Annotated in this window: 16 protein-coding genes and 1 pseudogene; 12 read left to right on the top strand and 5 right to left on the bottom strand. The window is 68.6% G+C overall.

The features are described 5' to 3' along the window. Positions 1 to 22: 22 nt before the first annotated feature. Entirely contained in the window at positions 23 to 2,752 is a 2,730-nt protein-coding gene (locus KB879_RS08205) for a UPF0182 family protein (protein WP_013956599.1), read from the bottom strand. Positions 2,753 to 3,052: 300 nt separating this feature from the next. On the opposite strand from KB879_RS08205, the gene KB879_RS08200 reads away from it, so the two are divergent. From KB879_RS08200 to KB879_RS08180, 5 genes and pseudogenes are all read left to right on the top strand, one after another. Beyond that, the gene (locus KB879_RS08200; protein ID WP_013956598.1) at positions 3,053 to 3,625 is read left to right on the top strand and encodes a cysteine dioxygenase family protein; all 573 of its coding nucleotides are present in this window, start codon (positions 3,053 to 3,055) and stop codon (positions 3,623 to 3,625) included. A gap of 66 nt (positions 3,626 to 3,691) precedes the next feature. Next, positions 3,692 to 4,150 (top strand): Lrp/AsnC family transcriptional regulator, encoded by a 459-nt coding sequence (locus tag KB879_RS08195; protein WP_013956597.1) that lies wholly within the window; start codon positions 3,692 to 3,694, stop codon positions 4,148 to 4,150. 159 nt (positions 4,151 to 4,309) lie between these two features. Beyond that, positions 4,310 to 4,579, top strand: coding sequence for an ankyrin repeat domain-containing protein (locus KB879_RS08190; protein ID WP_013956596.1), 270 nt, complete (start codon positions 4,310 to 4,312; stop codon positions 4,577 to 4,579). Between the two features lie 108 nt (positions 4,580 to 4,687). Beyond that, positions 4,688 to 4,999 (top strand): annotated as a pseudogene (locus KB879_RS08185) (transporter); the annotation flags it as partial. Positions 5,000 to 5,248: 249 nt separating this feature from the next. Then, positions 5,249 to 6,151, top strand: a complete 903-nt coding sequence (locus tag KB879_RS08180; RefSeq protein WP_035814968.1) for an acyltransferase — start codon at positions 5,249 to 5,251, stop codon at positions 6,149 to 6,151. Between the two features lie 7 nt (positions 6,152 to 6,158). Here the strand turns inward: KB879_RS08180 and KB879_RS08175 are convergent, their stop codons facing one another. From KB879_RS08175 to KB879_RS08165, 3 genes are read right to left on the bottom strand one after another with little or no spacing between them, the layout of a single operon-like run. Next, a complete protein-coding gene (locus tag KB879_RS08175) occupies positions 6,159 to 8,003 on the bottom strand; it encodes an FAD/NAD(P)-binding protein (protein ID WP_153954810.1) in 1,845 nt (614 codons plus the stop codon). Positions 8,004 to 8,010: 7 nt separating this feature from the next. Then, the gene (locus KB879_RS08170) at positions 8,011 to 9,345 is read right to left on the bottom strand and encodes a cytochrome c (RefSeq protein WP_013956593.1); all 1,335 of its coding nucleotides are present in this window, start codon (positions 9,343 to 9,345) and stop codon (positions 8,011 to 8,013) included. Positions 9,346 to 9,360: 15 nt separating this feature from the next. After that, entirely contained in the window at positions 9,361 to 9,546 is a 186-nt protein-coding gene (locus KB879_RS08165) for a DUF2970 domain-containing protein (RefSeq protein ID WP_010811552.1), read from the bottom strand. Between the two features lie 151 nt (positions 9,547 to 9,697). On the opposite strand from KB879_RS08165, the gene KB879_RS08160 reads away from it, so the two are divergent. After that, complete coding sequence (locus KB879_RS08160) at positions 9,698 to 11,116, top strand: PLP-dependent aminotransferase family protein (RefSeq protein WP_013956592.1); 1,419 nt, start codon at positions 9,698 to 9,700, stop codon at positions 11,114 to 11,116. On the opposite strand, the gene KB879_RS08155 is transcribed toward KB879_RS08160, so the two are convergent. Then, positions 11,113 to 12,567: a glycine betaine ABC transporter substrate-binding protein gene (locus tag KB879_RS08155; protein ID WP_153954837.1), complete on the bottom strand. Its 1,455-nt coding sequence runs from the start codon at positions 12,565 to 12,567 to the stop codon at positions 11,113 to 11,115. The two genes, KB879_RS08160 and KB879_RS08155, sit on opposite strands and share 4 nt — an antisense overlap. 240 nt (positions 12,568 to 12,807) lie before the next feature. Here KB879_RS08155 and KB879_RS08150 point away from each other — a divergent pair, with 240 nt between their 5' ends. Genes KB879_RS08150 through KB879_RS08125 form a run of 6 tightly spaced genes read left to right on the top strand, consistent with a single transcriptional unit; the run spans position 12,808 to position 19,287 of the window. Then, the gene (locus tag KB879_RS08150) at positions 12,808 to 13,818 is read left to right on the top strand and encodes a LysR family transcriptional regulator (RefSeq protein ID WP_013956590.1); all 1,011 of its coding nucleotides are present in this window, start codon (positions 12,808 to 12,810) and stop codon (positions 13,816 to 13,818) included. Beyond that, positions 13,811 to 15,259 carry an NAD(P)-binding domain-containing protein gene (locus KB879_RS08145; RefSeq protein WP_153954811.1) on the top strand — a complete coding sequence of 483 codons (1,449 nt, stop codon included), beginning with the start codon at positions 13,811 to 13,813 and terminating at the stop codon, positions 15,257 to 15,259. Before KB879_RS08150 ends, KB879_RS08145 begins: the two co-directional genes overlap by 8 nt. Then, a complete protein-coding gene (locus tag KB879_RS08140) occupies positions 15,256 to 16,263 on the top strand; it encodes an ABC transporter permease (protein ID WP_013956588.1) in 1,008 nt (335 codons plus the stop codon). Before KB879_RS08145 ends, KB879_RS08140 begins: the two co-directional genes overlap by 4 nt. Beyond that, positions 16,260 to 17,216 carry an ABC transporter permease gene (locus tag KB879_RS08135; protein ID WP_211980994.1) on the top strand — a complete coding sequence of 319 codons (957 nt, stop codon included), beginning with the start codon at positions 16,260 to 16,262 and terminating at the stop codon, positions 17,214 to 17,216. Before KB879_RS08140 ends, KB879_RS08135 begins: the two co-directional genes overlap by 4 nt. Continuing rightward, on the top strand, positions 17,213 to 18,223 hold the full coding sequence (locus KB879_RS08130) for an ABC transporter ATP-binding protein (RefSeq protein ID WP_211980993.1): 1,011 nt from the start codon (positions 17,213 to 17,215) through the stop codon (positions 18,221 to 18,223). Before KB879_RS08135 ends, KB879_RS08130 begins: the two co-directional genes overlap by 4 nt. Beyond that, on the top strand, positions 18,220 to 19,287 hold the full coding sequence (locus KB879_RS08125) for an ABC transporter ATP-binding protein (RefSeq protein ID WP_249221261.1): 1,068 nt from the start codon (positions 18,220 to 18,222) through the stop codon (positions 19,285 to 19,287). Before KB879_RS08130 ends, KB879_RS08125 begins: the two co-directional genes overlap by 4 nt. Positions 19,288 to 19,293 lie beyond the last annotated feature (6 nt).

Raw genomic sequence — 19,293 nt, 5'->3', positions numbered from 1 at the left:
CCGGCGGCTCCCGGCAGGCCGCTCACTTCCGCTCATCGGCACCCCCGGCCCCGAGCGCCTCAAGCAGCGGCCGCAAGGCATCGAGTTCCGCGCCGAAGCCGCTCCAGTCCCCCGCCTTCAGGCGCGCGATGGCACGGTCATAGTGCGCGAGTGCCTCGCGGGCGCGGGCATTCGCTGCGCCCTGCGCCGGTAGCGCCGCCGGTGCGGATTCCTTGAAGAGGGCCGCAAGGGCTGCGCCCAGGGTGTCCTCCATGACCACGCGATCGCCATAGGCGGCGATCACCCGCTTGAGTTCGGGCAACTGGCCGGACTCCGCACGCAGGTAGAGCGGGGAGACATAGAGGATGGAGTTCTCGATCGGCACGACCTGCAGATGGCCGCGGATGACGCGCGAGCCCATCTGGTTCCACAGGGAAATCTGCTGCGAGATCTCGGTATTCTGCTGGATGCGCGCCTCGATCTGGAACGGCCCGTAGACCAGCTTTTCCTTGGGGAAGGTGTAGGCGACAAGCTTGCCGTAGTTGGGGGGATCGGAGCGCGCCGCCAGCCAGGCGATCATGTTCTCGCGCTGGCTCGGCACCATCGGCAGCATGAGGACGAACTCGGCGCGCGGTTCGTCCGGCAGCCGCAGGATCATGTAGTAGGGCATCATCCGCGCGGCGGGCATGTTCCCTGTGCTCATGCCTGTCAGCTGGCGTGGGAACTCCCACAGATCCTCGCGGTTATAGAAAACCTCCGCCGCTTCCATGTGGTAGGCGCGGTAGATCTGCGCCTGGATCAGGAACAGGTCTTCAGGGTAGCGGATATGCCGCTGCAGATCCTGCGGCATGGCGCCCAGCGGCCTGAACACGCCCGGGAAGATGCGCTGGTACACCTGCAGGACCGGATCGGCCGGGTCGCTGATGTAGAAGTCGACCGTGCCGTTGTACGCATCGATCACGACCTTGACGGCGTTGCGGATGTAGTTGTCTCCGCCACCGGTGCCGGGCTGCGAATAAGGGAACCAGCCGCTGGTGGTGTAGGCGTCCTGGATCCAGTAAAGACGCCCTTCGCTCGCGACCACATAGGGGTCATGGTCGAGGGTGAGGAACGGGGCAATCGTGTGCACGCGGTCCCGGATGTTGCGATGGAGCAGGATGCGGCTTTCCTGCGTGATGTAGCCGCTCAGCAGGATATTGGGATCGCCGAGCTGCCAGGCGAACAGGGTCCGGCGCGCGATGCCGCCGATGTCGATGCCGTCGCGCCCGCGGTAGGCCGTATAGACGTTGTCCTTGCCCTTGGGGTAGTCGAACTCGGGCACGCTGCCTTTGACGATGACATAGCCTCTGCCGCCTTCACCGAAGTAGAGGCGCGGCTCCTGGATGGCCGGGCCGCCGTTGGAGAGCGGGGGAATGTCATGCAGATAAAGCGAGGGCAGGCCTTCGGCGGATTTCTCGGTGACCGGCGACATCACCACGCCATTGCCATGGGTGAACAGGAGATGCAGGTTCACCCAGGTCTGGGCATTGGCCGGAATCAGTGCCGGCTCCAGCTCCCGCGCCGACAGCATGACCTGCTGGTAGCCTGCGCCGAGCTGATAGCGGTCGATGTCCGTCGCAAGGAACTTGTAATAGGTCCGGATCTCCTGCAACTGCGCATAGGTATCGCGCAGCGGCTGCAGATCCCACAGGCGAATGTTGTCGATGGTCGGCCGATTGGCCTGGAGCGAGGCGAGATCCAGGCTCTGTTCGACCGGGAACGGCTTCACCTCGATCTGCGTCACGCCATAGGCCTCCCGCGTCAGCGCAATATTGTGTTCGAGATACGGCGTCTCCAGTTGCAGCTCGTTCGGCTTGACATAGAACCGCTGGAACAGTGCCGGCCAGATCGTGCCGAGCAGTATTGCGCTGCCGACCACCAGGAGCGCCGCGGCCGCAGGGACCCGATAGTCCCGCCAGCGCATATTGGCCCATGAAGCGGCGGCAGCCGCGGCAGCCAGGCCGACTTGCAGCCACAGGACCGGCAGCCCGACATGGACATCGGTATAGCTCGCGCCGACCACGACGCCGTTGTCGCCGTAGAGCAGCATGAAGCGGTCGAGCCAGTAGGACCACGCCTGCAGCGCGAAGAACAAGCCGAGCAATGCCGAACCATGGGTAGCGGCCGCCATTGAAAGCCCGCGCGGCGACCGGACCAGCGCGATGTCGCCGCGCAAGCCGTAGACCACGCCGGCAACCACTGCGCTGCAGCCCAGCAGCAGGAGCAGCCAGTTCCTGAGTGCAAGATACGCCGGCAGCGAGAAGACGTAGAAACCGATGTCCTTGCCGAATATCGGATCGGTCTTGCCGAAAGGCACCTGATGGATATAGCGCAGCGCAATGGCCCAGCTCGACAGTTCACCGACGGCCATGAGCAGCCCCACAAGGACGGCGGCGGCGGCAATGGCGGCGCGCCACGGAAGGCGCGCTGCAATCTCGCCAACCGGCTGGCCCAGGACCTCCGGCCTCCAGGCCTGCGCCTGACTCGCGCAGCGGTGCGCCAGCCAGCCCGATACCCAGAGCGCGCCTGCCGAAACGGCGAATACGGCAAGGAACAGAAGCGCCTGGGTGGCGAATATCGTGCGGAACACCCCGGCGTAGCCAACCGAGGCAAACCACAACCAGTCAACAACGAGGCCGGTGACGCGGCCGACAGCAACCAGCGCGACGATGACGGCAACAACCCACGTCGCAAGGCGTCTCACACGCGTGGCGTCCCTCGCTGGCGAGCGCATCGATCATGCTCCTTTGCCGCACCGTCGTCCGTGACCCGGCCATTCGGGCTGCCTGTCCATATCAGCATATATGCCTTCGCTGCACAGCGCACCGGGTACGCCACCCTGGCACGGCCGTGGCGCTATCGGCGAGCACCCATTCACCATGTCCGGCCCGATTCGAGCATATGATTCTCAAAATCCAACCAATAGGGAAATAGAATTACAATCTCCGACGACATTGAACGACAATTCGCATGCCTGTGCTCCGGCCCGCAAATATCATGGCTATGTACCCAGAACAAGACCAAGGTGCCCGCCATGACCGGATCCCCCCTGACTGCCGCAGCCCCGGCAGCGTTTCCCCATACCGCCCCGCCAACTGCGCCGCTCGACCAGCTGGCGCTCGACCTCGAGGCCACCTTCGCCCACAGTGCGCGCATGGTGGCCGGGCACATCGCCGTGCATCTGCCGGACACCGACACGCTGCTTGCGACACTGCCGCCAGGCGCCCTGCTCGGCAGGCCGGATACCTATGCCCGCCACCTGGTTCATGCCGACCCGCTGGAGCGCTTCTCGGCGATGGTGCTGGTCTGGCGCCCGGGCCAGACCAGCCCCGTGCACGGCCATCGCACCTGGTGTGCCTACCGCGTGCTGCGCGGCACGCTGAGCGAGCAGCACTACCGGTGGGATCCCGCCAGCAGGCAGGCGCGCCATGCCAACTCCGTCTTGCGCACGGCCGGCGATACCTTCAGCGTGCCGTCCGGGCTGCAGCATATCCATGCGCTGGGCAATGCCAGCGACGATATCGCAGTGTCCCTGCACCTCTACGGCGTGCACCGCGACCACATTGCCACCGGCGTGAACCTGCTGGTGCCGACCGCCGACGCCTAGCATCTGCCGCGCGTACCAGCGCCGCGTGCGGGCGCCGGCCCACCCTCACCTGACCCGCTACGCGCCATGGACCGCTACGACAAACAGATTCTCGCCATCCTGCAGGAAGACGCCACCGTGCCGGTGGCGGAGATCGGGGAACGGGTCGGCCTGACCTCGACGCCGTGCTGGCGCCGGATCCAGCGGCTGGAAGCGGCCGGCCTGATCCGCAAACGCGTGGCACTGCTCGACGCCGACAAGCTCAATGCCGGGGTCACGGTCTTTGTCTCGGTCCGCACCAGCCAGCACAACGTGAAATGGCTCGCGCAATTCCACGGACTGGTGGCATCGATCCCGGAAGTGACCGAGTTCTACCGCATGGCCGGCGATACCGACTACCTGCTGCGCGTGGTGGTGCCGGATATTGCCGCCTACGACCGCGTCTACAAGAAGCTGATCCAGGGCGCCGAGCTGGCCGACGTCAGTTCCAGCTTTGCGATGGAGCAGATCAAGTACACCACGGCGCTGCCGCTCGATTATGCGTAGGCCGGCACCGGCCCTTCATCCGGGCAAAACCGTGAACCCAGACATCGAGCGCTGCGAGGCGTACCGGCAGTTCGAAAAGATCCATGCCGCCTTCCGTGCCGGCGATATCGAAGTGCTGCGAGCAGCGGTTGATGATCCGGCCTGCATTCCCACGGGACCATGCTGCCAGGGATTGGCGCTTGCCTCGAATACGCGATCTACCATAGCCCGCTGCCCTTTATCCGCACCCCGCTCGAAGCCGGCGCGGCTCCCCGGCCGGCGGATCAAGCGGGCTTTCCGCCGCTGATTGCCGCGCTGTCATGCACGCTCGCCGCGCCGGGCGGCAGCGCACGCTCGGACGTGGTCGAACTGCTCCGGCTGCTGCTGGACTTCGGCGCCGATCCCGCGCAGCGCGGCATCAACGACTACACCGCGCTGCATTGGCGGTGAGCGTGCGCAACTTGCCCGCGGTGGCGCTGCTGCTCGTGGCGGGGGTGGATGCGCCTTGCCGCACGCGCATCGACGACTGCGAGACTCCGCGCGAGATGGCCGAAGCCAAACGCCACCGATTACCGGGACGCGCCGCTGTTCACGCTCGACACCATGCTGCTCAAGCGCTTTGCCACGGTGCCGGCCTCGGGCTGATCGCCGGCACGACGCAGCATCTGGGCGATGACAGCGGCCCGCTGGCGACCGCCTGAACGGCTTCCGCGGCCATGACTGGGCGGTGGGCCCGACCGTCACCTACGACACCAAGATCGGCGCCAAGAGCCTGCTGTCGCTGGGCTGCGCTGGGTGCCCTCGGTGGCCAACAAGAACCGCCTGAAGCGCACGAATACGTTCATGGGAACGGCGACCATCGTGTTCTGAGTCCTGCAAGTTCCCAGGCGGCAAGGCAGAATGCGTCCCACGCTCCCCATCGGGCGAGTTAAAGTACGCACCCAATAGTGCCTGCGTTGATCACGCGCAAGCCCGCAACCCTTGCAAGCCTGCAGACTGGCATCCATGACCTCAGTCCCATCCTCGTCAACACGTGCCACCGGCACGTGTGCCTCAACGCCCTCGGCGCCATCAACACCCGGGGAACCCACCCCCTTGTCTCGCCGCCGCCGGGCTCCGGTGCCGCGCGGCCGCTTCGCCTGGATCACCGGGATTCTCAGCTGGACTCTGCTGATTGCAAGCACGCTGTTCTGGTGCGCGCTGCTGTTTCCGCTGGCGCTGCTGAAGCTGGCGCTGCCGTTTGCCGCCGTCAGGCGGCGCATCGATCCGCTGCTCAACGGCATCGCGACCGCCTGGATCTCCGGCAACACCGGCTGGTTCGCGTGGATCCAGCGCGAGCCGTGGGATGTCCAGGGCAATGAGGGGCTGCGCTATGCCGACTGGTACCTGGTGAACTGCAACCATCAGTCGTGGGCGGATATCTTCGTGCTGCAGCGCTCGCTGAACCGGCGCATCCCGCTGCTGAAGTTTTTCCTGAAGCAACAGCTGATCTATGTGCCGGTGATCGGGCTGGCGTGGTGGGCGCTGGACTTTCCGTTCATGAAGCGCCATGGCAAGGCGCAACTGCGGCGCAATCCGGCGTTGCAGCGCCAGGACCAGGAAACGGCGAAGCGCGCCTGCGCGAAGTTTTCGCTGGTGCCGACCAGCGTGATGGTGTTTGCCGAAGGCACCCGCTTTACCGAGGCCAAGCGCGCGGCCCAGGACTCTCCGTACCGCCATCTGCTCAAGCCCAAGGCCGGCGGACTGGCGGTGGCACTGAATGCGATGGGCAACAAGTTCCGCTCGCTGATCGACGTCAGCATCGTGTATCCGGAAGGCGCGCCAGGCTTCTGGGACCTGGCCTGCGGGCGCGCCGGCCCGGTGCTGGTGCGCATGCGGCAATTGCCGGTGCCGCCGGCCTTCTGCGAGGCTGATTACGGTAGCGACAAGGCCTTCCGCAGGGAATTCCACAACTGGCTGGCACGCCAGTGGGAAGCCAAGGATGCAGAGATCGATGCGCTGATGCCGCCGCGTGCCGGCTGAAGTCTCGCTACCCGGGCAGGCGGTCGACTGCCCGCTTTCCCTGCCCCACCGCCGCGGTCAGCGAAGGGCTGCCGGCGTTGTCGCTGTTCGCGATGCTGATATTGCCCACGCCGGCCAGCCCCGGCCACGCCGCGTCGGGCGCCACGTTCTCACCCGCCAGGCTGTCGGGCATATAGCTGTATCCGTGTGCCCAGCGGTTGACGGTGATGCCGCGGATCACGTCCTTCGAAGCAAAGCCTTTGTGGCCGAGCATGCGGTCCAACTGCGCACGGATGTCGCGTTCCAACGTGTCGAAGGGCGTGCCGAGCAGCAAGGCACGGCCCGCGCGGAAGCGGTCGCGCGCCTGCATGCCGCTGTCAGGCACGGTCGGCACATAGAGCATATGCAGCACCGCGGGATCGGAGGGATGTTTGCCCGCCGGCGGTTCCAGCCACAGGTCGGTATAGGCCATGGCCGGCGCGTGGATGCGGCGCGTGCGCAGCGTCGCGAACGCCTGCCAGTGGTCCAGCGCCACCTTGGTGTAGACCAGCGGCGCCTTGGCCTCGTTGTGCAGCATCTCCTTCTGCTTCGCCGGCAGCGACGGCAGCAGGTACGGGATCATCATGTTGTAGCCGGCCAGCACCACGTGGCGCGCCTCGACGCGGTGCAGATTGCCGCTGAATCCATAAGTCACGCGCGTGATATTGCCGTCGGGCTCGACCGCGATCGCGGTGCTGTTCAGGCGCAGGCGCACCGGCTGCCCGTCGCGGTCCAGGCGGCTGTAGTCGAACGCGGCCGACACCACATCGGCCGGCCGGGCGAACGACGCCACGCCAGGGATCAGGCTCTGCACCAGTAGCCGCGCCAGCGAGGCATTGCCATCCGGAAACCACAGGCGCGAAGCCGGCGACTTGCCAAGCCGCAGGTTTCCCGCCGGCGCGGGCATGTTGGCGCCGGCAGGCAGACCGATGGCAATAGCGTCGGCAACGGAGATCCCATCGGCATCCAGCGCATAGGCATCGTTGCTGCGGCTGCGCAGGAAGCGTTGCCCGGCCAGGCCGATGCCGGCCTTGTCACGCAGAAAACTTGCGTAACGCATGGCGCGCAGCGCTGCCGCTCGCTCGGCGCCGGACAACGCCGGCAGGTAATCGGTGGTGCCCGCGGCCAGCCGCGCCAGAGCGGCGCGGTCCGCCGCAGGCAGAGGCGCGCTGTCCAGGAAGCGCGACAGGGCAGCCGCATCCGGGCCACCGGTCTGCTGCCCGCTGCGAACATCGATCAGCTCGCCGAACGGATCGCCCGCGACCCACTGGTCGCGCCCGAAATGCTCGGCATCGAAGAACACGGCGCGGCCCAGGCCGAGCGCGGCATAGGGATCCGCGGGCGCCGTGCCAGGCGCGCGCGTGGCGTCGAGCCCGATCCCTGCCAGCAGTTCGCGCACCGCGGCGTCGCCGGCAGCGCTTGCCGGCATCTCGGCGCTGCCGCCAAAGGTCACCAGCCGCTGGCCGCGCACCGTGAACTCATTGCGCTTGGCATGGCCGCCGAAATCGTCGTGGTTGTCCAGGATCAGGATGCGGCGGTTGGCGCCGAAGCGGCGCCGGTAGAACCACGCCGCCGCCAGCCCGCTCAGGCCACCGCCGACGACCACCAGGTCGAAGGCCTCATGTGCCAGCACGACCGGGTATTTCGCGCCCTCGCGCGCCAGGCTGTGCGCCAGCGTGTAGGTGCCGGGATGGTTGCCGCGCAGGCCGGTCAGCGCGGGCGGGTATGCCACGCCTGCCCCACCCTGCTGCGCGTGCAGCAACTGCACGGGCGCAAGGCCGGCGGCAATGGTCAGGGCGGTGCCGTTGAGGAAGTCTCTGCGCGTAATCGTCATCGGGTGCTCATCGGGATGCGTCGCCTGCCGCGGCCGGGCGCTGCGCGGCCAGCGCCTTGCGCCGTGCCGCCACAGCGGCTTCCGGCACCGGCGCGGCGCGGTTGCCCCAGCTGCCGCGGATAAAGGTCAGCACATTGGCCAGTTCCTGGTCGTCCAGCGTCCAGCCATAGCCGGGCATGTGGTAATCCGCCGGCGCGGTGCCCACACGCGCGGTCACGGCGCCGTCGAGCAACAGGTTCACCAGCGAGGCCGGATCGGGATCGGCGACGGTCGGGTTGCCGGCCAGCGGCGGGAACACGCGGGCAAAGCCCTTGCCGTCGGCGCCATGGCAAGGCATGCAGAACACCGCGTACTGGCGCGCACCGGGCACATCGAAGCGGCCCTGCTGCAGTTGCTGCGCGGTGGCGGCATCGTGCCGGAACGGCTTGTCCTCGCCCCGCGCACCGGGCAGGGACTTCAGGTAGGCGGCGACGGCATCGAGGTCGGGCGCGCTCATGTACTGGGTGGCAGTGGAGACCACCGTGGACATCGGACCGAACGAGGTTGCGTGCCCGTTGCGCCCGGTGCGCAGGAACTCGGCGATGTCCGCGCGCGACCACGCGCCCAGGCCGGTGACCTGGTCACCGGTCAGGTTGGTGGCGGACCAGCCCTCCACGCTCGCCCCGGACAGGAAATGGCGGCTGCGCTCGTCCAGCCCCTTCTCGGCAAACAGGTTGCCGCGCGGCGTATGGCAGGCGCCGCAGTGCGCCACCGCCTGCACCAGGTAGGCGCCGCGGTTCCAGGCTGCGCCGCGCGCGGGGTCGGTGCGGACCGGGTCGTCATCAACGAACAGGACGTTCCACACCGCCAGCAGGCTGCGCATGCTGAACGGCCAACGCATCTGCGGTGCGGGGTTGCGCTGGGTGACCGGCGCCACCTCGGCACGCAGGTAGGCGTACAGCGCCGCCACGTCCTCGGCGCGCATGCGTGCGTACGAGGGATACGGCATCGCCGGATAGAGGCGTTTGCCGTCGCGCGCCACGCCGTACCGCAAGGCGCGGTCGAACTCGGCCAGCGTATAGGCGCCGATGCCGCTGCCGGCATCGGGCGTGATATTGGTCGAATGGATCGTGCCGACCGCCGTGCGGATCGGCAGCCCGCCGGCGAATGGCTTGCCGCCTTCGCTGGTATGGCAGGCGGCGCAGTTGGCGATGCGCGCCAGGTAGCGGCCGCGTTCGATCTGTTGCGTGTCGGTGGCGGCCAGCGCCATGCCCACGGGCAGCAGCATCGCCAGCGTCAGGCAGGCCAGCTTGCGCAGCGCACGGGCTGTGGCGATACCAGGTCCTTGGGGCAGGAGAAGCATGGGAGCAGATTCAGGTCAGGCAGCCGACACCGCCCAGTTTGCCGCAAGCACCAGGCACACCACCAGCCCGGCGGCGACGGCCACGCCGGTCAGGATCAGCGGCACCGGGCGCAAGGTGTCCAGGTCGCGCTGGTGCTCCTGCCCCTGGCGCAGGCCAAAGAAGCCCCACAGCACGGTCCGCAACAGCCTCAACGGGTTCATGGCATCTCCTTGCACAACGCCTTTGTGTACGAGTGCCGATTATGGGCCGTCCGCGCCAGCCATAACAGCATCAGATAACAGGAAAATTTACGTATCAGTTTGCCTGCACGGGAGATAATGCGCTCAACCGCCCCGCCCCCGCCAACCCGCCATGAAACGCTACGAAGCCCTTGCCGAGACCCTGGCCGCTGATATCCGCAACGGCAGCCTGCCGCCGGGCACGCGCCTGCCGTCGATCCGCAAGACCGTGGCCCAGTATGGCGTCAGCCCCTCGACCGCCTTCCAGGCCTATTACCGGCTGGAAGAGCGCGGGCTGGTGCGGGCGCGCGAGCGCTCCGGCTACTACGTGGCGGGACCGGCGCGGCGCGAGCTGCCCCAGCCGCAGGCGCGGCCATCGCGCCAGGTGTCGACGCAGGTCGACATCTCCAAGCTGGTCTTCGCCGTGCTGGAAGGCGCGCGTGACCGCGAGCTGGTGCAGTTTGGCTCGGCCTTTCCCTCGCCCGAGCTGTTCCCGTGGGAGCGGCTGGGCAAGTCGCTGGCGCGCGCCGGCCGCGCACTCGACCCGTGGTACTCGGTCAACGACCTGCCGCCGGGCAATACCGCGCTGCGCCGCCAGATCGCGCTGCGCTACCTGGGCGCCGGCGCCCCGCAGCCGGCCGAGGACCTGATCGTCACCAACGGCGCGCTCGAGGCGCTCAACCTGTGCCTGATGGCGGTGACGCAGCCGGGCGACGTGGTGGCGATCGAATCGCCCGGCTTCTATGCCTCGCTGCAGGCACTGGAGCGGCTGCGGCTCAAGGCCGTGGAGATCCCGGTCGACCCCGCCGAAGGCATCGACCTGGGCGCGCTCGATGCCGCGCTGTCGCGCCACCCGGTCAAGGCGTGCTGGTTCATGACGCAGTTCCAGAATCCGCTCGGCGCCAGCATGTCGGAAGACAAGAAGAAAGCGCTGGTGGCCTTGCTGGCGCGCCACCAGGTGCCGCTGATCGAGGACGACGTCTATGGCGAGCTCTACTTCGGCAACCGCTGCCCGCTGCCGGCCAAGGCCTTCGACACGCAAGGGCTGGTGATGCACTGCAGTTCGTTCTCGAAGACGCTGGCGCCGGGCTTCCGCATCGGCTGGGTGGCGCCGGGCCGCTTTGGCGAGGCCATCCAACGGCTCAAGCTGATGACCACGCTGTCGGCCGGCGTGCCCACGCAGGTGGCGCTGGCCGAATACCTGCAGCATGGCGGCTACGACAAGCACCTGCGCAAGCTGCGCCATGTGCTGGAGATGCAGCAGGGCCGCATGATCGATGCCATCGGCCAGCATTTCCCGGAAGATGTGCGCGTGTCGCGCCCAGACGGTGGTTACTTCCTGTGGGTCGAGTTTGCACCCGGCTTCGATGCGCTGGCATTGCACCATGCCGCACTGGAGGCAGGCATCGGCATAGCGCCGGGTCCGATCTTCTCTGCGCGGCAGGGATACCGCAACTGCATCCGGCTCAACTACGGGCACCTGTGGAGCGATGAGGCCGAGGCCGCCATCGCCACCCTTGGGCGGCTCATCGCGCAGCAGCAAGGCAGCTAGCGCGCATCGCGATGGCGGCGCAGCGCCCACTCCAGGGTCTCGAACGCTGCCTGTACCACCAGTGCCAGCATGGCCGCCGGGATTGCGCCGGCCAGCAGCAGCGCCGTGTCGTTGAGCGCCAGCCCGGTGGCAATGCGCTCGCCAAAGCCACCCGCGCCGACAAAGGCCGCGATCGTCGCCGTGCCCACGCTGATGATGGCCGCGGTCTTGATGCCCGCCAGAAGCACCGGCAAGGCCAGCGGCAGCTCCACGTAGCGCAGCACCTGTCCGCCGCGCAACCCGAGCGCCCGCCCCGCATCGCGCATGCCCTGCGGCACCTGCTCCAGCCCGGTCGTGGTGTTGCGCACGATCGGCAGCAAGGCATAGAGAAACAGCGCCACCATGGCCGGCCAGACGCCGATGCGGCCCAGCAGCGGGATCAGCATCGCCAGCAGCGCCAGCGACGGTACCGTCTGCAGCACGTTGACCACGCCCAGCACAGCCTGTCCGGTGCGGCGCCGCCGCGCCGCCAGCATCCCCAGCGGTACGCCGACCAGCGTGGCGGCGCCGACCGCCCCCGCCACCAGGCCGACATGGCGCCGCGCCAGGCGCGTGGTGTCGGGCCCGAACAGCGCGGCAGCCAGCCGGCCGCGCGGCTCGGCACCGTCATGCGTTGCCTTTTGCCCTGCAGTGCCGGCCAGGAACGCGCGCGCGATCGCGTCGAATGACTGGCCATCGATCTCCGCCGCCGCGTTCATGGCGCTCATGTCGTCGGCGCTGACGCGCCCGGCCAGCCGCTCCAACGCTTGCCAGGCCTGCGGGAAACGCTTCGGTACGTCAAGGCGGTAGACCACCACCGCGTCGTAGCGCGGGAAGTAATGCCGGTCGTCTTCCAGCACGCGCAGCTTGTACTTGCGGATCTTGGCGTCGGTGGAATAGATGTCGATGGCATCGACCTGCCCCGCGGCCAAGGCCTCGTAGGCAACGCCATGGTCCAGCCCGACCGGGCGTTGCGGCAGCCCGTAGCGGCTGGCCAGCCCCGGCCAGCCGTCGGCGCGCCCCAGGAACTCATGGGACAGGCCGAGCCTGAGCTGGGGCTGCGCGGCGAGATCGCTCAGCCGGCGCAGCGCGCCGGCGCGGGCATCGGACACGGCCAGCGCATAGGTGTTCTCAAAACCAAGCGGAATTGCCGCGCCCAGCCCCATCGGCGCCAGCGCGCGCTGGATGGCATCGAGCCCGGCTCCGGGGGGCAGTTTCAAGATCTCGGCGGCGAGCGTGCCGGTGTAGTCGGGATAGAGGTCGATGCTGCCGGCCTTCAGCGCCTCGAAGACGATCGCGGTATTGCCCAGGCCTGGCTGGTGTTGAGCGGCGCCGGGCGGCCCCGCGGCCTGGGTCAGCAGTTCGCCAAGGATGTATGACTCGGTGAAGCGCTTGGAGCCGACGCGCAGCGGATCTGCCGCGCGCGCCGGCATGGCGCCCGCGAGTGCGGCAGCCAGCACCCACACCACTGCCTGCCACAGCGGGCGCCCAGTTCTCCCGATCTCCCGACTGCTACGGATCCAAGCCAAAACGTCTGTCCCGATAGGGGGCCGGTGTGCGCCCGGCATCGCTACATCATAGCTGGCGCATGTCCTTATCCAGAAATAGTATTTGTCATTTGCATGATGAAGGCATCAGAATCCAGAAAACACATTCTTTCCAAGCGCGCCCCCATGGAAATCCGGCAATTGGAAGCCTTCGCCGCAGTGGTCACCACTGGCAGTGTCACCGCTGCCGGGCGGCTGCTGGGCCGCTCGCAGCCCGCCATTACGCGACTGATCCAGGAACTGGAAGCCGAACTGGGCTTTGCCCTGTTCACCCGCAGCGGCCCGCGCGTCAGCCCGACCGAGCAAGGCTTCCTGCTCTACGACGAGGTCGAGCAGACGCTGGCCGGCATGCAGCAGATCCGCACACGCGCCGCGGCCCTGGCGCGCGGCGATGGCCGGCCCCTGCGCATTGCCGCGACCCCGGCGCTGGCAGCCGGCTTGCTGCCGCCGGCCCTGGCGCTGGCCTTCGAACGCGGGCTGTGCGCACCGGAGCGGGTATCGGTGCAGAACCTGTCGCCGGAACAAGTGGTGCATGCGGTGCTGACCGGCGCGGCCGATATCGGCCTGAACAGCCTGCCGCTGGAACACCGCGGCGTGACCGTGCACTGGATTGGCCAGTCAGCCTGCGTGGCTGCCGTGCGTGCCGACGACCCACTGGCGGCGCAGCCTGCCATCGCCCTGCAGGACTGCCGCGGCCGCCGCATCGTCACCATGCAGAACCCTTACCGGCTGCGCCGCCGCGTCGACCGGGCGCTTGCCGGCGCCGGCGTGCCTGAAGCGGGCGTGATCGACACCAATACCTCGATCAGCGCGCTCACGCTGGTGCGCGCGGGGCTGGGCATCGCCGTGCTGGAACCCGTGACCGCGCGCGGGCTGCCGCTGACCGATATCGCCGTGCGGGCCATCGATGCCGATATTCCCTTTTTCTTCGGCGTGATCACGCCGCAGGCCCGCCCGGCCAGCACCGCGGTGCTGGGGCTGGTGCAGGCCGTGGCCGACGCCGCCGCCGAACTGTTGCCCGACCTGGTGCGGCGCGAGCCCGCCGAACACGGCGCGCTGCTGCAGTCGCTCTATGGCGATGCCAGCGACGACGCTGACACGCTCTCACAAGATGCCGGACTTCCAAGCCATGACTGACCTATCCGCCTCCGCCCCTACCCCCGCCGCCGGCCTCGCCGCGCTGGAAGCGCGCCTGCGCCAGGACCTGTCATGGCTGGAACTGCCAGCCAAGGGCTGGACCGTCCAGCGCACCCAGGATGGCCAGGAAATCCTGGACGTCGCTGTCATCGGCGGCGGCATGGCCGGGCTGGCAGCCAGCGCCACCCTGACGCATCTCGGCATCCGCGTGCGCGCCTTCGACCGTTCCCCGGCCGGCTTCGAAGGCCCGTGGGCCACCACCGCGCGCATGGAAACGCTGCGTTCGCCCAAGCAACTGACCGGCCCCGCGCTGGGCCTGTCGGCGCTGACTTTCCGCGCCTGGTTCGAAGCCCAGTTTGGCACGGCCGCCTGGGAGGCGCTGGACAAGATCCCGCGGCTGCAGTGGATGGACTACCTGCGCTGGTACCGCCAGGTGCTGGCGCTGGATATTCGCAACGAACACCAGGTCGATGCCATCGTGCCGCGCCCGGACGGACTGGTCGCGCTGTCGATGCAGACCCCGGACGGCCCGCAGACCGTACTGGCGCGCCGCGTGGTGCTGGCCACCGGCCGCGACGGCCTGGGCGGCGCCTACCTGCCGCCGGTGGCGAGCAAACTGCCGCGCCAACTGTGGGCGCATTCGTCCGACGAAATGGACTACGCCACGCTGCGCGGCAAGCGCGTGGGCGTGGTCGGCGCAGGCGCTTCGGCCATGGACAGCGCGGCGACCGCGCTGGAAGCCGGCGCCGCCTGCGTGGAGATGCTGATCCGCCGCGCCGACATCCCGCGCGTCAACAAGGGCAAGGGCGCGGGCAATCCCGGCCTGGTCCACGGCCACACCATGCTGTCCGATGAATGGAAATGGCGCATCCGCCATTACATCAACGCGCAGCAGGTGCCGCCGCCGCGCGGCAGCACTCTGCGGGTCTCGCGCCATGCCAATGCGCGCTTCCACCTGGGCTGCCCGATCGAAGCGATCGAGCCGCATGGCGACGGCCTGCGCGTGCTCACGCCCAAGGGCGTGTTCGAGCTGGACTTCCTGATCTTCTCCACCGGTTTCCGTATCGCCCTGGACACCCGGCCCGAGTTCGCCGCCTTCGCCCCGCAAATCCGCTACTGGCGCGACCGCTACACACCCCGCCCCGGCCAGGAAGACCAGGAGCTGGACGACTCGCCGGACCTGGGCCCGGCCTTCGAGTTCCTCGAGAAGACGCCCGGCGCCTGCCCCGGGCTGTCGCGCATCCACTGCTTCTGCTATCCGGCCGCGCTGTCGCACGGCACGGTGTCGGGCGACATCCCGGCCATCAGCGACGGCGCGCGCCGGCTGGGCCAGGGGATCGCCGGGCTGCTGTACCAGGAAGACGTGGAGATCCACTACGCCAACCTGGAAGCCTATGCCGAGCCCGAAGTGTTCGGCGACGAATGGACGCCGGCGCCATGAGGGCGATAAGAGGCGCCGTCACCCGCTGGCCCTGGCGCTGGCTGCTGCGCCGCCTGCTGCAGGCGGCGGCGGTGGTGCTGGTGATGACGGTGATCGTCTTCGCCGGCCTGCATGCCATCGGCAATCCGGTCGACATCCTGATTGGCCAGGACGTGGACCAGGTCGACCGCGCGCGCATCATCGCCGCGCTCGGGCTGGACCAGCCGCTGTGGCGCCAGTACCTCGGTTTCCTGAACGGCGCGCTGCACGGCAACCTGGGCAACAGCTTTGTCTATAACGTGCCGGCGATCCAGCTGATCCTGCAGCGCCTGCCGGCCACGCTGGAGCTGGCGGTGGCGGCGCTGCTGCTGGCCGTGCTGGTGGGCGTGCCGCTCGGGCTGTTCGCCGGTCTATATCCCGAGCACCCGCTGTCGCGCGTGCTGATGACCGGCAGCATCGTCGGCTTCTCGCTGCCCACCTTCTGGGTCGGCCTGATGCTGATCATGGCCTTCAGCGTGCGGCTGGGCTGGCTGCCTTCGGGCGGGCGCGGCGCCACCACGGAATGGCTGGGCGTGCCGTGGTCCTGGCTGACCGCCGACGGGCTGCGCCACATGATCCTGCCGGCCATCAACCTGTCCTTGTTCAAGGTCTCGCTGGTGCTGCGCCTGACGCGCGCCGGCGTGCGCGAGGTATTGCCGCAGGACTGGGTCAGGTTCGCGCGCGCCAAGGGCCTGTCGCCGCTGCGCGTGGTGCTCGGCCACGTGCTGCGCAACACCATGATCCCGCTGGTGACGGTGCTGGGCCTGGAGTTCGGCTCCACCATCGCGTTCGCGGTGGTGACCGAGAACATCTTCGCCTGGCCCGGCGCCGGCAAGCTGATCCTGGACAGCATCAACGCGCTCGACCGGCCGGTGATCGTCTCCTACCTGGTGGTCGTGGTGTGCCTGTTCGTCACGCTGAACCTGATCGTCGACGTGCTCTACAAACTGCTCGATCCGCGCGTGCGGCTGGAGGGTGCGGCATGAACGCCAGCGACAAGACCAGCGCAGTGCCAGCCGAAGCCTTCGCGCCGCCCGCCGCGCCCGCCGCGCCCGCGTTACGGCGCGAAGCGCCGTGGCGCCGCGTGGTGGCTGACTTCCTCGCCTCGCGCACCGCCGTGTTCGGGCTGGTGGTGCTGGTGCTGCTGGTGTTCACCGCGCTGCTGGCGCCGTGGCTCACGCCGCAGAACCCCTATGACCTGCTGCAACTGGATGTGCTGGACGCGCGCCTGGCGCCTGGCACCGCCAACGGTGCCGGCACCTACAGCTACTGGCTGGGCACCGACGGCCAGGGCCGCGACATCCTGTCCGGCATCATTTACGGGCTTCGCATCAGCCTGCTGGTGGGCGTCGGCTCGGCGGCGCTCGCCGGCGTGCTCGGCACGCTGCTGGGGCTGCTCGCGGCCTATGCCGGCGGGCGCGTGGACAGCCTGATCATGCGCACCGTGGACCTGCTCCTGTCCTTCCCGTCCATCCTGGTGGCGATGATGATCCTGGCCTTCCTGGGCAAGGGCGTGGGCAACGTGGTGCTGACGCTGGTGATCCTGGAGTGGGCCTACTATGCCCGCACGGCCCGCGCCCAGGCCCTGGTGGAGAGCCGGCGCGAATACGTCGAGGCCGCGCGCGGCCAGGGTATCGCGCACTGGCGCATCGTGGTCGGGCACATCCTGCCCAACTGCATGCCGCCGCTGATCGTGATCGGCTCGCTGCAGGTGGCGCGCGCGATCACGCTGGAGGCCACGCTGTCCTTTCTCGGCCTGGGCGTGCCGGTCACCGAGCCCTCGCTCGGCCTGCTGATCGCCAATGGCTACCAGTTCATGCTGTCCGACGAATACTGGATCAGCTTTTTCCCGGGCATTGCGCTGCTGCTGACCGTGGTGGCCATCAACCTGGTGGGCGACCGCCTGCGCGACGTCCTCAATCCGAGGCTGCAGAAATGAACGCGCCCGCCACGCTACCCGATATCCCCACGCTGGAAGTGCGCCACTTGCGCACTCATTTCGACACCCGCAACGGCGTGCTGCGGGCGGTGGACGATGTCTCGTTTGCCGTGCCGCGCGGCCGCATCCTGGGGCTGGTGGGCGAATCCGGCTCGGGCAAGTCGGTCACCGGCTTCTCCATCATGGGGCTGGTGGATGCGCCCGGTCACATCGCCGGCGGCGAAATCCTGTTCCAGGGCCGCGAGCTGACGCGCATGCGCCCGGCCGAGTTGCGCCAGCTGCAGGGCAACCGCATCGCCATGATCTTCCAGGATCCGATGATGACGCTGAACCCGGTGATGCGGATCGATGCGCAGATGATCGAGGCGGTGCGCGCGCACAGCAAGACCAGCCACAAGCAAGCGCGCGAACTGGCCCGCGACACCCTAGGCATGATGGGCATCCCGAGCCCGGACGAACGGCTGCTGGCCTACCCGCACCAGCTTTCCGGCGGCATGCGCCAGCGCGTGGCGATTGCTACCGCCATGCTGCACCGGCCCGACCTGATCATCGCCGACGAACCCACCACCGCGCTGGATGTCACCATCCAGGCCCAGATCCTCTCGGAGGTACAGACACTGGCGCGCCAGCACGGCACTGCGCTGATCTGGATCACGCACGACCTGTCCGTGGTGGCGGGCCTCGCCGACGAGGTCGCGGTGATGTACGCCGGCCGCATCGTCGAGCAAGGCCCGGTGGACGACGTGCTGGACCACCCGCTGCACCCCTACACCGCCGGCCTGATCGCGAGCCTGCCGAGCCTGAACCAGCGCGGCCAGCGGCTGCGGCAGATTCCCGGCATGACTCCCGACCTGGCCGCCCTGCCGCCCGGCTGCGCCTTTGCCGCGCGCTGCCCGCGCGCCAGCGCCGTGTGCGGCGCAGCGCCGGCCATCACTACCCCCGCGCCGCGGCGCCAGGTGCGCTGCTTCCACCCCGGCCAGCTGGCCGTCAGCATGGAGCCGGCATGACCGTCAGCCAATTGCATCCGGCCCACACCGGCCACGCGCAAGCCGTACCGGCGGCAGCAGAAGGCGGCAGGCCGCCGCTGGTGTCCGCCCGCGCGCTGGCCAAGCGCTTCGGCGAGCGCAAGCCGGGACGCATCGGCCGGGCGCTGGAGCGCCTGGGCTGGTCCGAACCCGAGCGCGTCACCCACGCCGTGGACGGCGTCGACCTCGACCTGAAGCACGGCGAAGTGCTCGGGCTGGTGGGCGAATCGGGCTGCGGCAAGTCCACCCTGGGGCGCATGATCGCGGGCCTGCTCGACCCCTCCTCCGGCGAGATCCACATCGACGGCCGCAGCCCCGCCAGCCTGGACCGCGCCGGGCGGCAGGCACTGCGCCTGAAGATCCAGATGGTGTTCCAGGACCCCTACGCCAGCCTGAACCCGCGCCTGCGCGTGGACCGCATCGTCGGCGAGGGCGCACGCCTGCAAGGGCTGGTGGATGCGGCCGGCTTCGACGACTACGTCAGCGCGCAGTTGCAGCGCGCCGGATTGGACCCGAGCCTGCGCCAGCGCTACCCCCACCAGTTCAGCGGCGGCCAGCGCCAGCGCATCGGCATTGCCCGTGCGCTGGCGGTGCAGCCCGAGCTGCTGGTGTGCGACGAGGCCGTGGCAGCGCTGGACGTGTCGATCCAGGCCCAGGTGCTGAACCTGTTCATGGACCTGCGCGAGCAGTTGGGCCTGAGCTACCTGTTCATCAGCCACGACCTGGGCGTGGTCGAACATATCTCTGACCGCGTGATGATCATGTACCTGGGCCGCGTGGTGGAAAGCGCGCCGACCACGGAGATCTTCCGCCGCCCCAACCACCCCTACACGCAGGCGCTGCTGGCCGAAATCCCGCGCCTGGATGCCCGCCACAAGACCTTCACCGCCATCCGCGGCGAGATCCCCAGCCCGCTGGCGCCACCGGCCGGCTGCCACTTCCACCCGCGCTGCCCGCATGCCATGGCGCGCTGCGCGGTGGAGCCGCCCAGGTTGCGCGGCATCGCCGTCAACCATCTGAGCGCCTGCCATCTCAACGAAGGCTGACGCTCA

The organism is Cupriavidus sp. KK10 (assembly GCF_018223725.1).
Taxonomy (GTDB): domain Bacteria; phylum Pseudomonadota; class Gammaproteobacteria; order Burkholderiales; family Burkholderiaceae; genus Cupriavidus; species Cupriavidus necator.
The sequence above is the reverse complement of the archived record's forward strand: the minus strand, read 5'-3'. Positions and strand labels throughout refer to the sequence as shown.

What these genes read in the sequence shown, in the direction of transcription:
- KB879_RS08145 (WP_153954811.1), top strand. Translation starts at nt 13,811, where the DNA reads ATGACTGACCTATCCGCCTCCGCCCCTACCCCCGCCGCCGGCCTCGCC.
- KB879_RS08170 (WP_013956593.1), bottom strand. Translation starts at nt 9,345, where the DNA reads ATGCTTCTCCTGCCCCAAGGACCTGGTATCGCCACAGCCCGTGCGCTG.
- KB879_RS08130 (WP_211980993.1), top strand. Translation starts at nt 17,213, where the DNA reads ATGAACGCGCCCGCCACGCTACCCGATATCCCCACGCTGGAAGTGCGC.
- KB879_RS08200 (WP_013956598.1), top strand. Translation starts at nt 3,053, where the DNA reads ATGACCGGATCCCCCCTGACTGCCGCAGCCCCGGCAGCGTTTCCCCAT.
- KB879_RS08140 (WP_013956588.1), top strand. Translation starts at nt 15,256, where the DNA reads ATGAGGGCGATAAGAGGCGCCGTCACCCGCTGGCCCTGGCGCTGGCTG.
- KB879_RS08165 (WP_010811552.1), bottom strand. Translation starts at nt 9,546, where the DNA reads ATGAACCCGTTGAGGCTGTTGCGGACCGTGCTGTGGGGCTTCTTTGGC.
- KB879_RS08160 (WP_013956592.1), top strand. Translation starts at nt 9,698, where the DNA reads ATGAAACGCTACGAAGCCCTTGCCGAGACCCTGGCCGCTGATATCCGC.
- KB879_RS08150 (WP_013956590.1), top strand. Translation starts at nt 12,808, where the DNA reads ATGGAAATCCGGCAATTGGAAGCCTTCGCCGCAGTGGTCACCACTGGC.
- KB879_RS08125 (WP_249221261.1), top strand. Translation starts at nt 18,220, where the DNA reads ATGACCGTCAGCCAATTGCATCCGGCCCACACCGGCCACGCGCAAGCC.
- KB879_RS08195 (WP_013956597.1), top strand. Translation starts at nt 3,692, where the DNA reads ATGGACCGCTACGACAAACAGATTCTCGCCATCCTGCAGGAAGACGCC.
- KB879_RS08135 (WP_211980994.1), top strand. Translation starts at nt 16,260, where the DNA reads ATGAACGCCAGCGACAAGACCAGCGCAGTGCCAGCCGAAGCCTTCGCG.
- KB879_RS08190 (WP_013956596.1), top strand. Translation starts at nt 4,310, where the DNA reads ATGCTGCCAGGGATTGGCGCTTGCCTCGAATACGCGATCTACCATAGC.
- KB879_RS08155 (WP_153954837.1), bottom strand. Translation starts at nt 12,567, where the DNA reads ATGCCGGCGCGCGCGGCAGATCCGCTGCGCGTCGGCTCCAAGCGCTTC.
- KB879_RS08205 (WP_013956599.1), bottom strand. Translation starts at nt 2,752, where the DNA reads ATGCGCTCGCCAGCGAGGGACGCCACGCGTGTGAGACGCCTTGCGACG.
- KB879_RS08175 (WP_153954810.1), bottom strand. Translation starts at nt 8,003, where the DNA reads ATGACGATTACGCGCAGAGACTTCCTCAACGGCACCGCCCTGACCATT.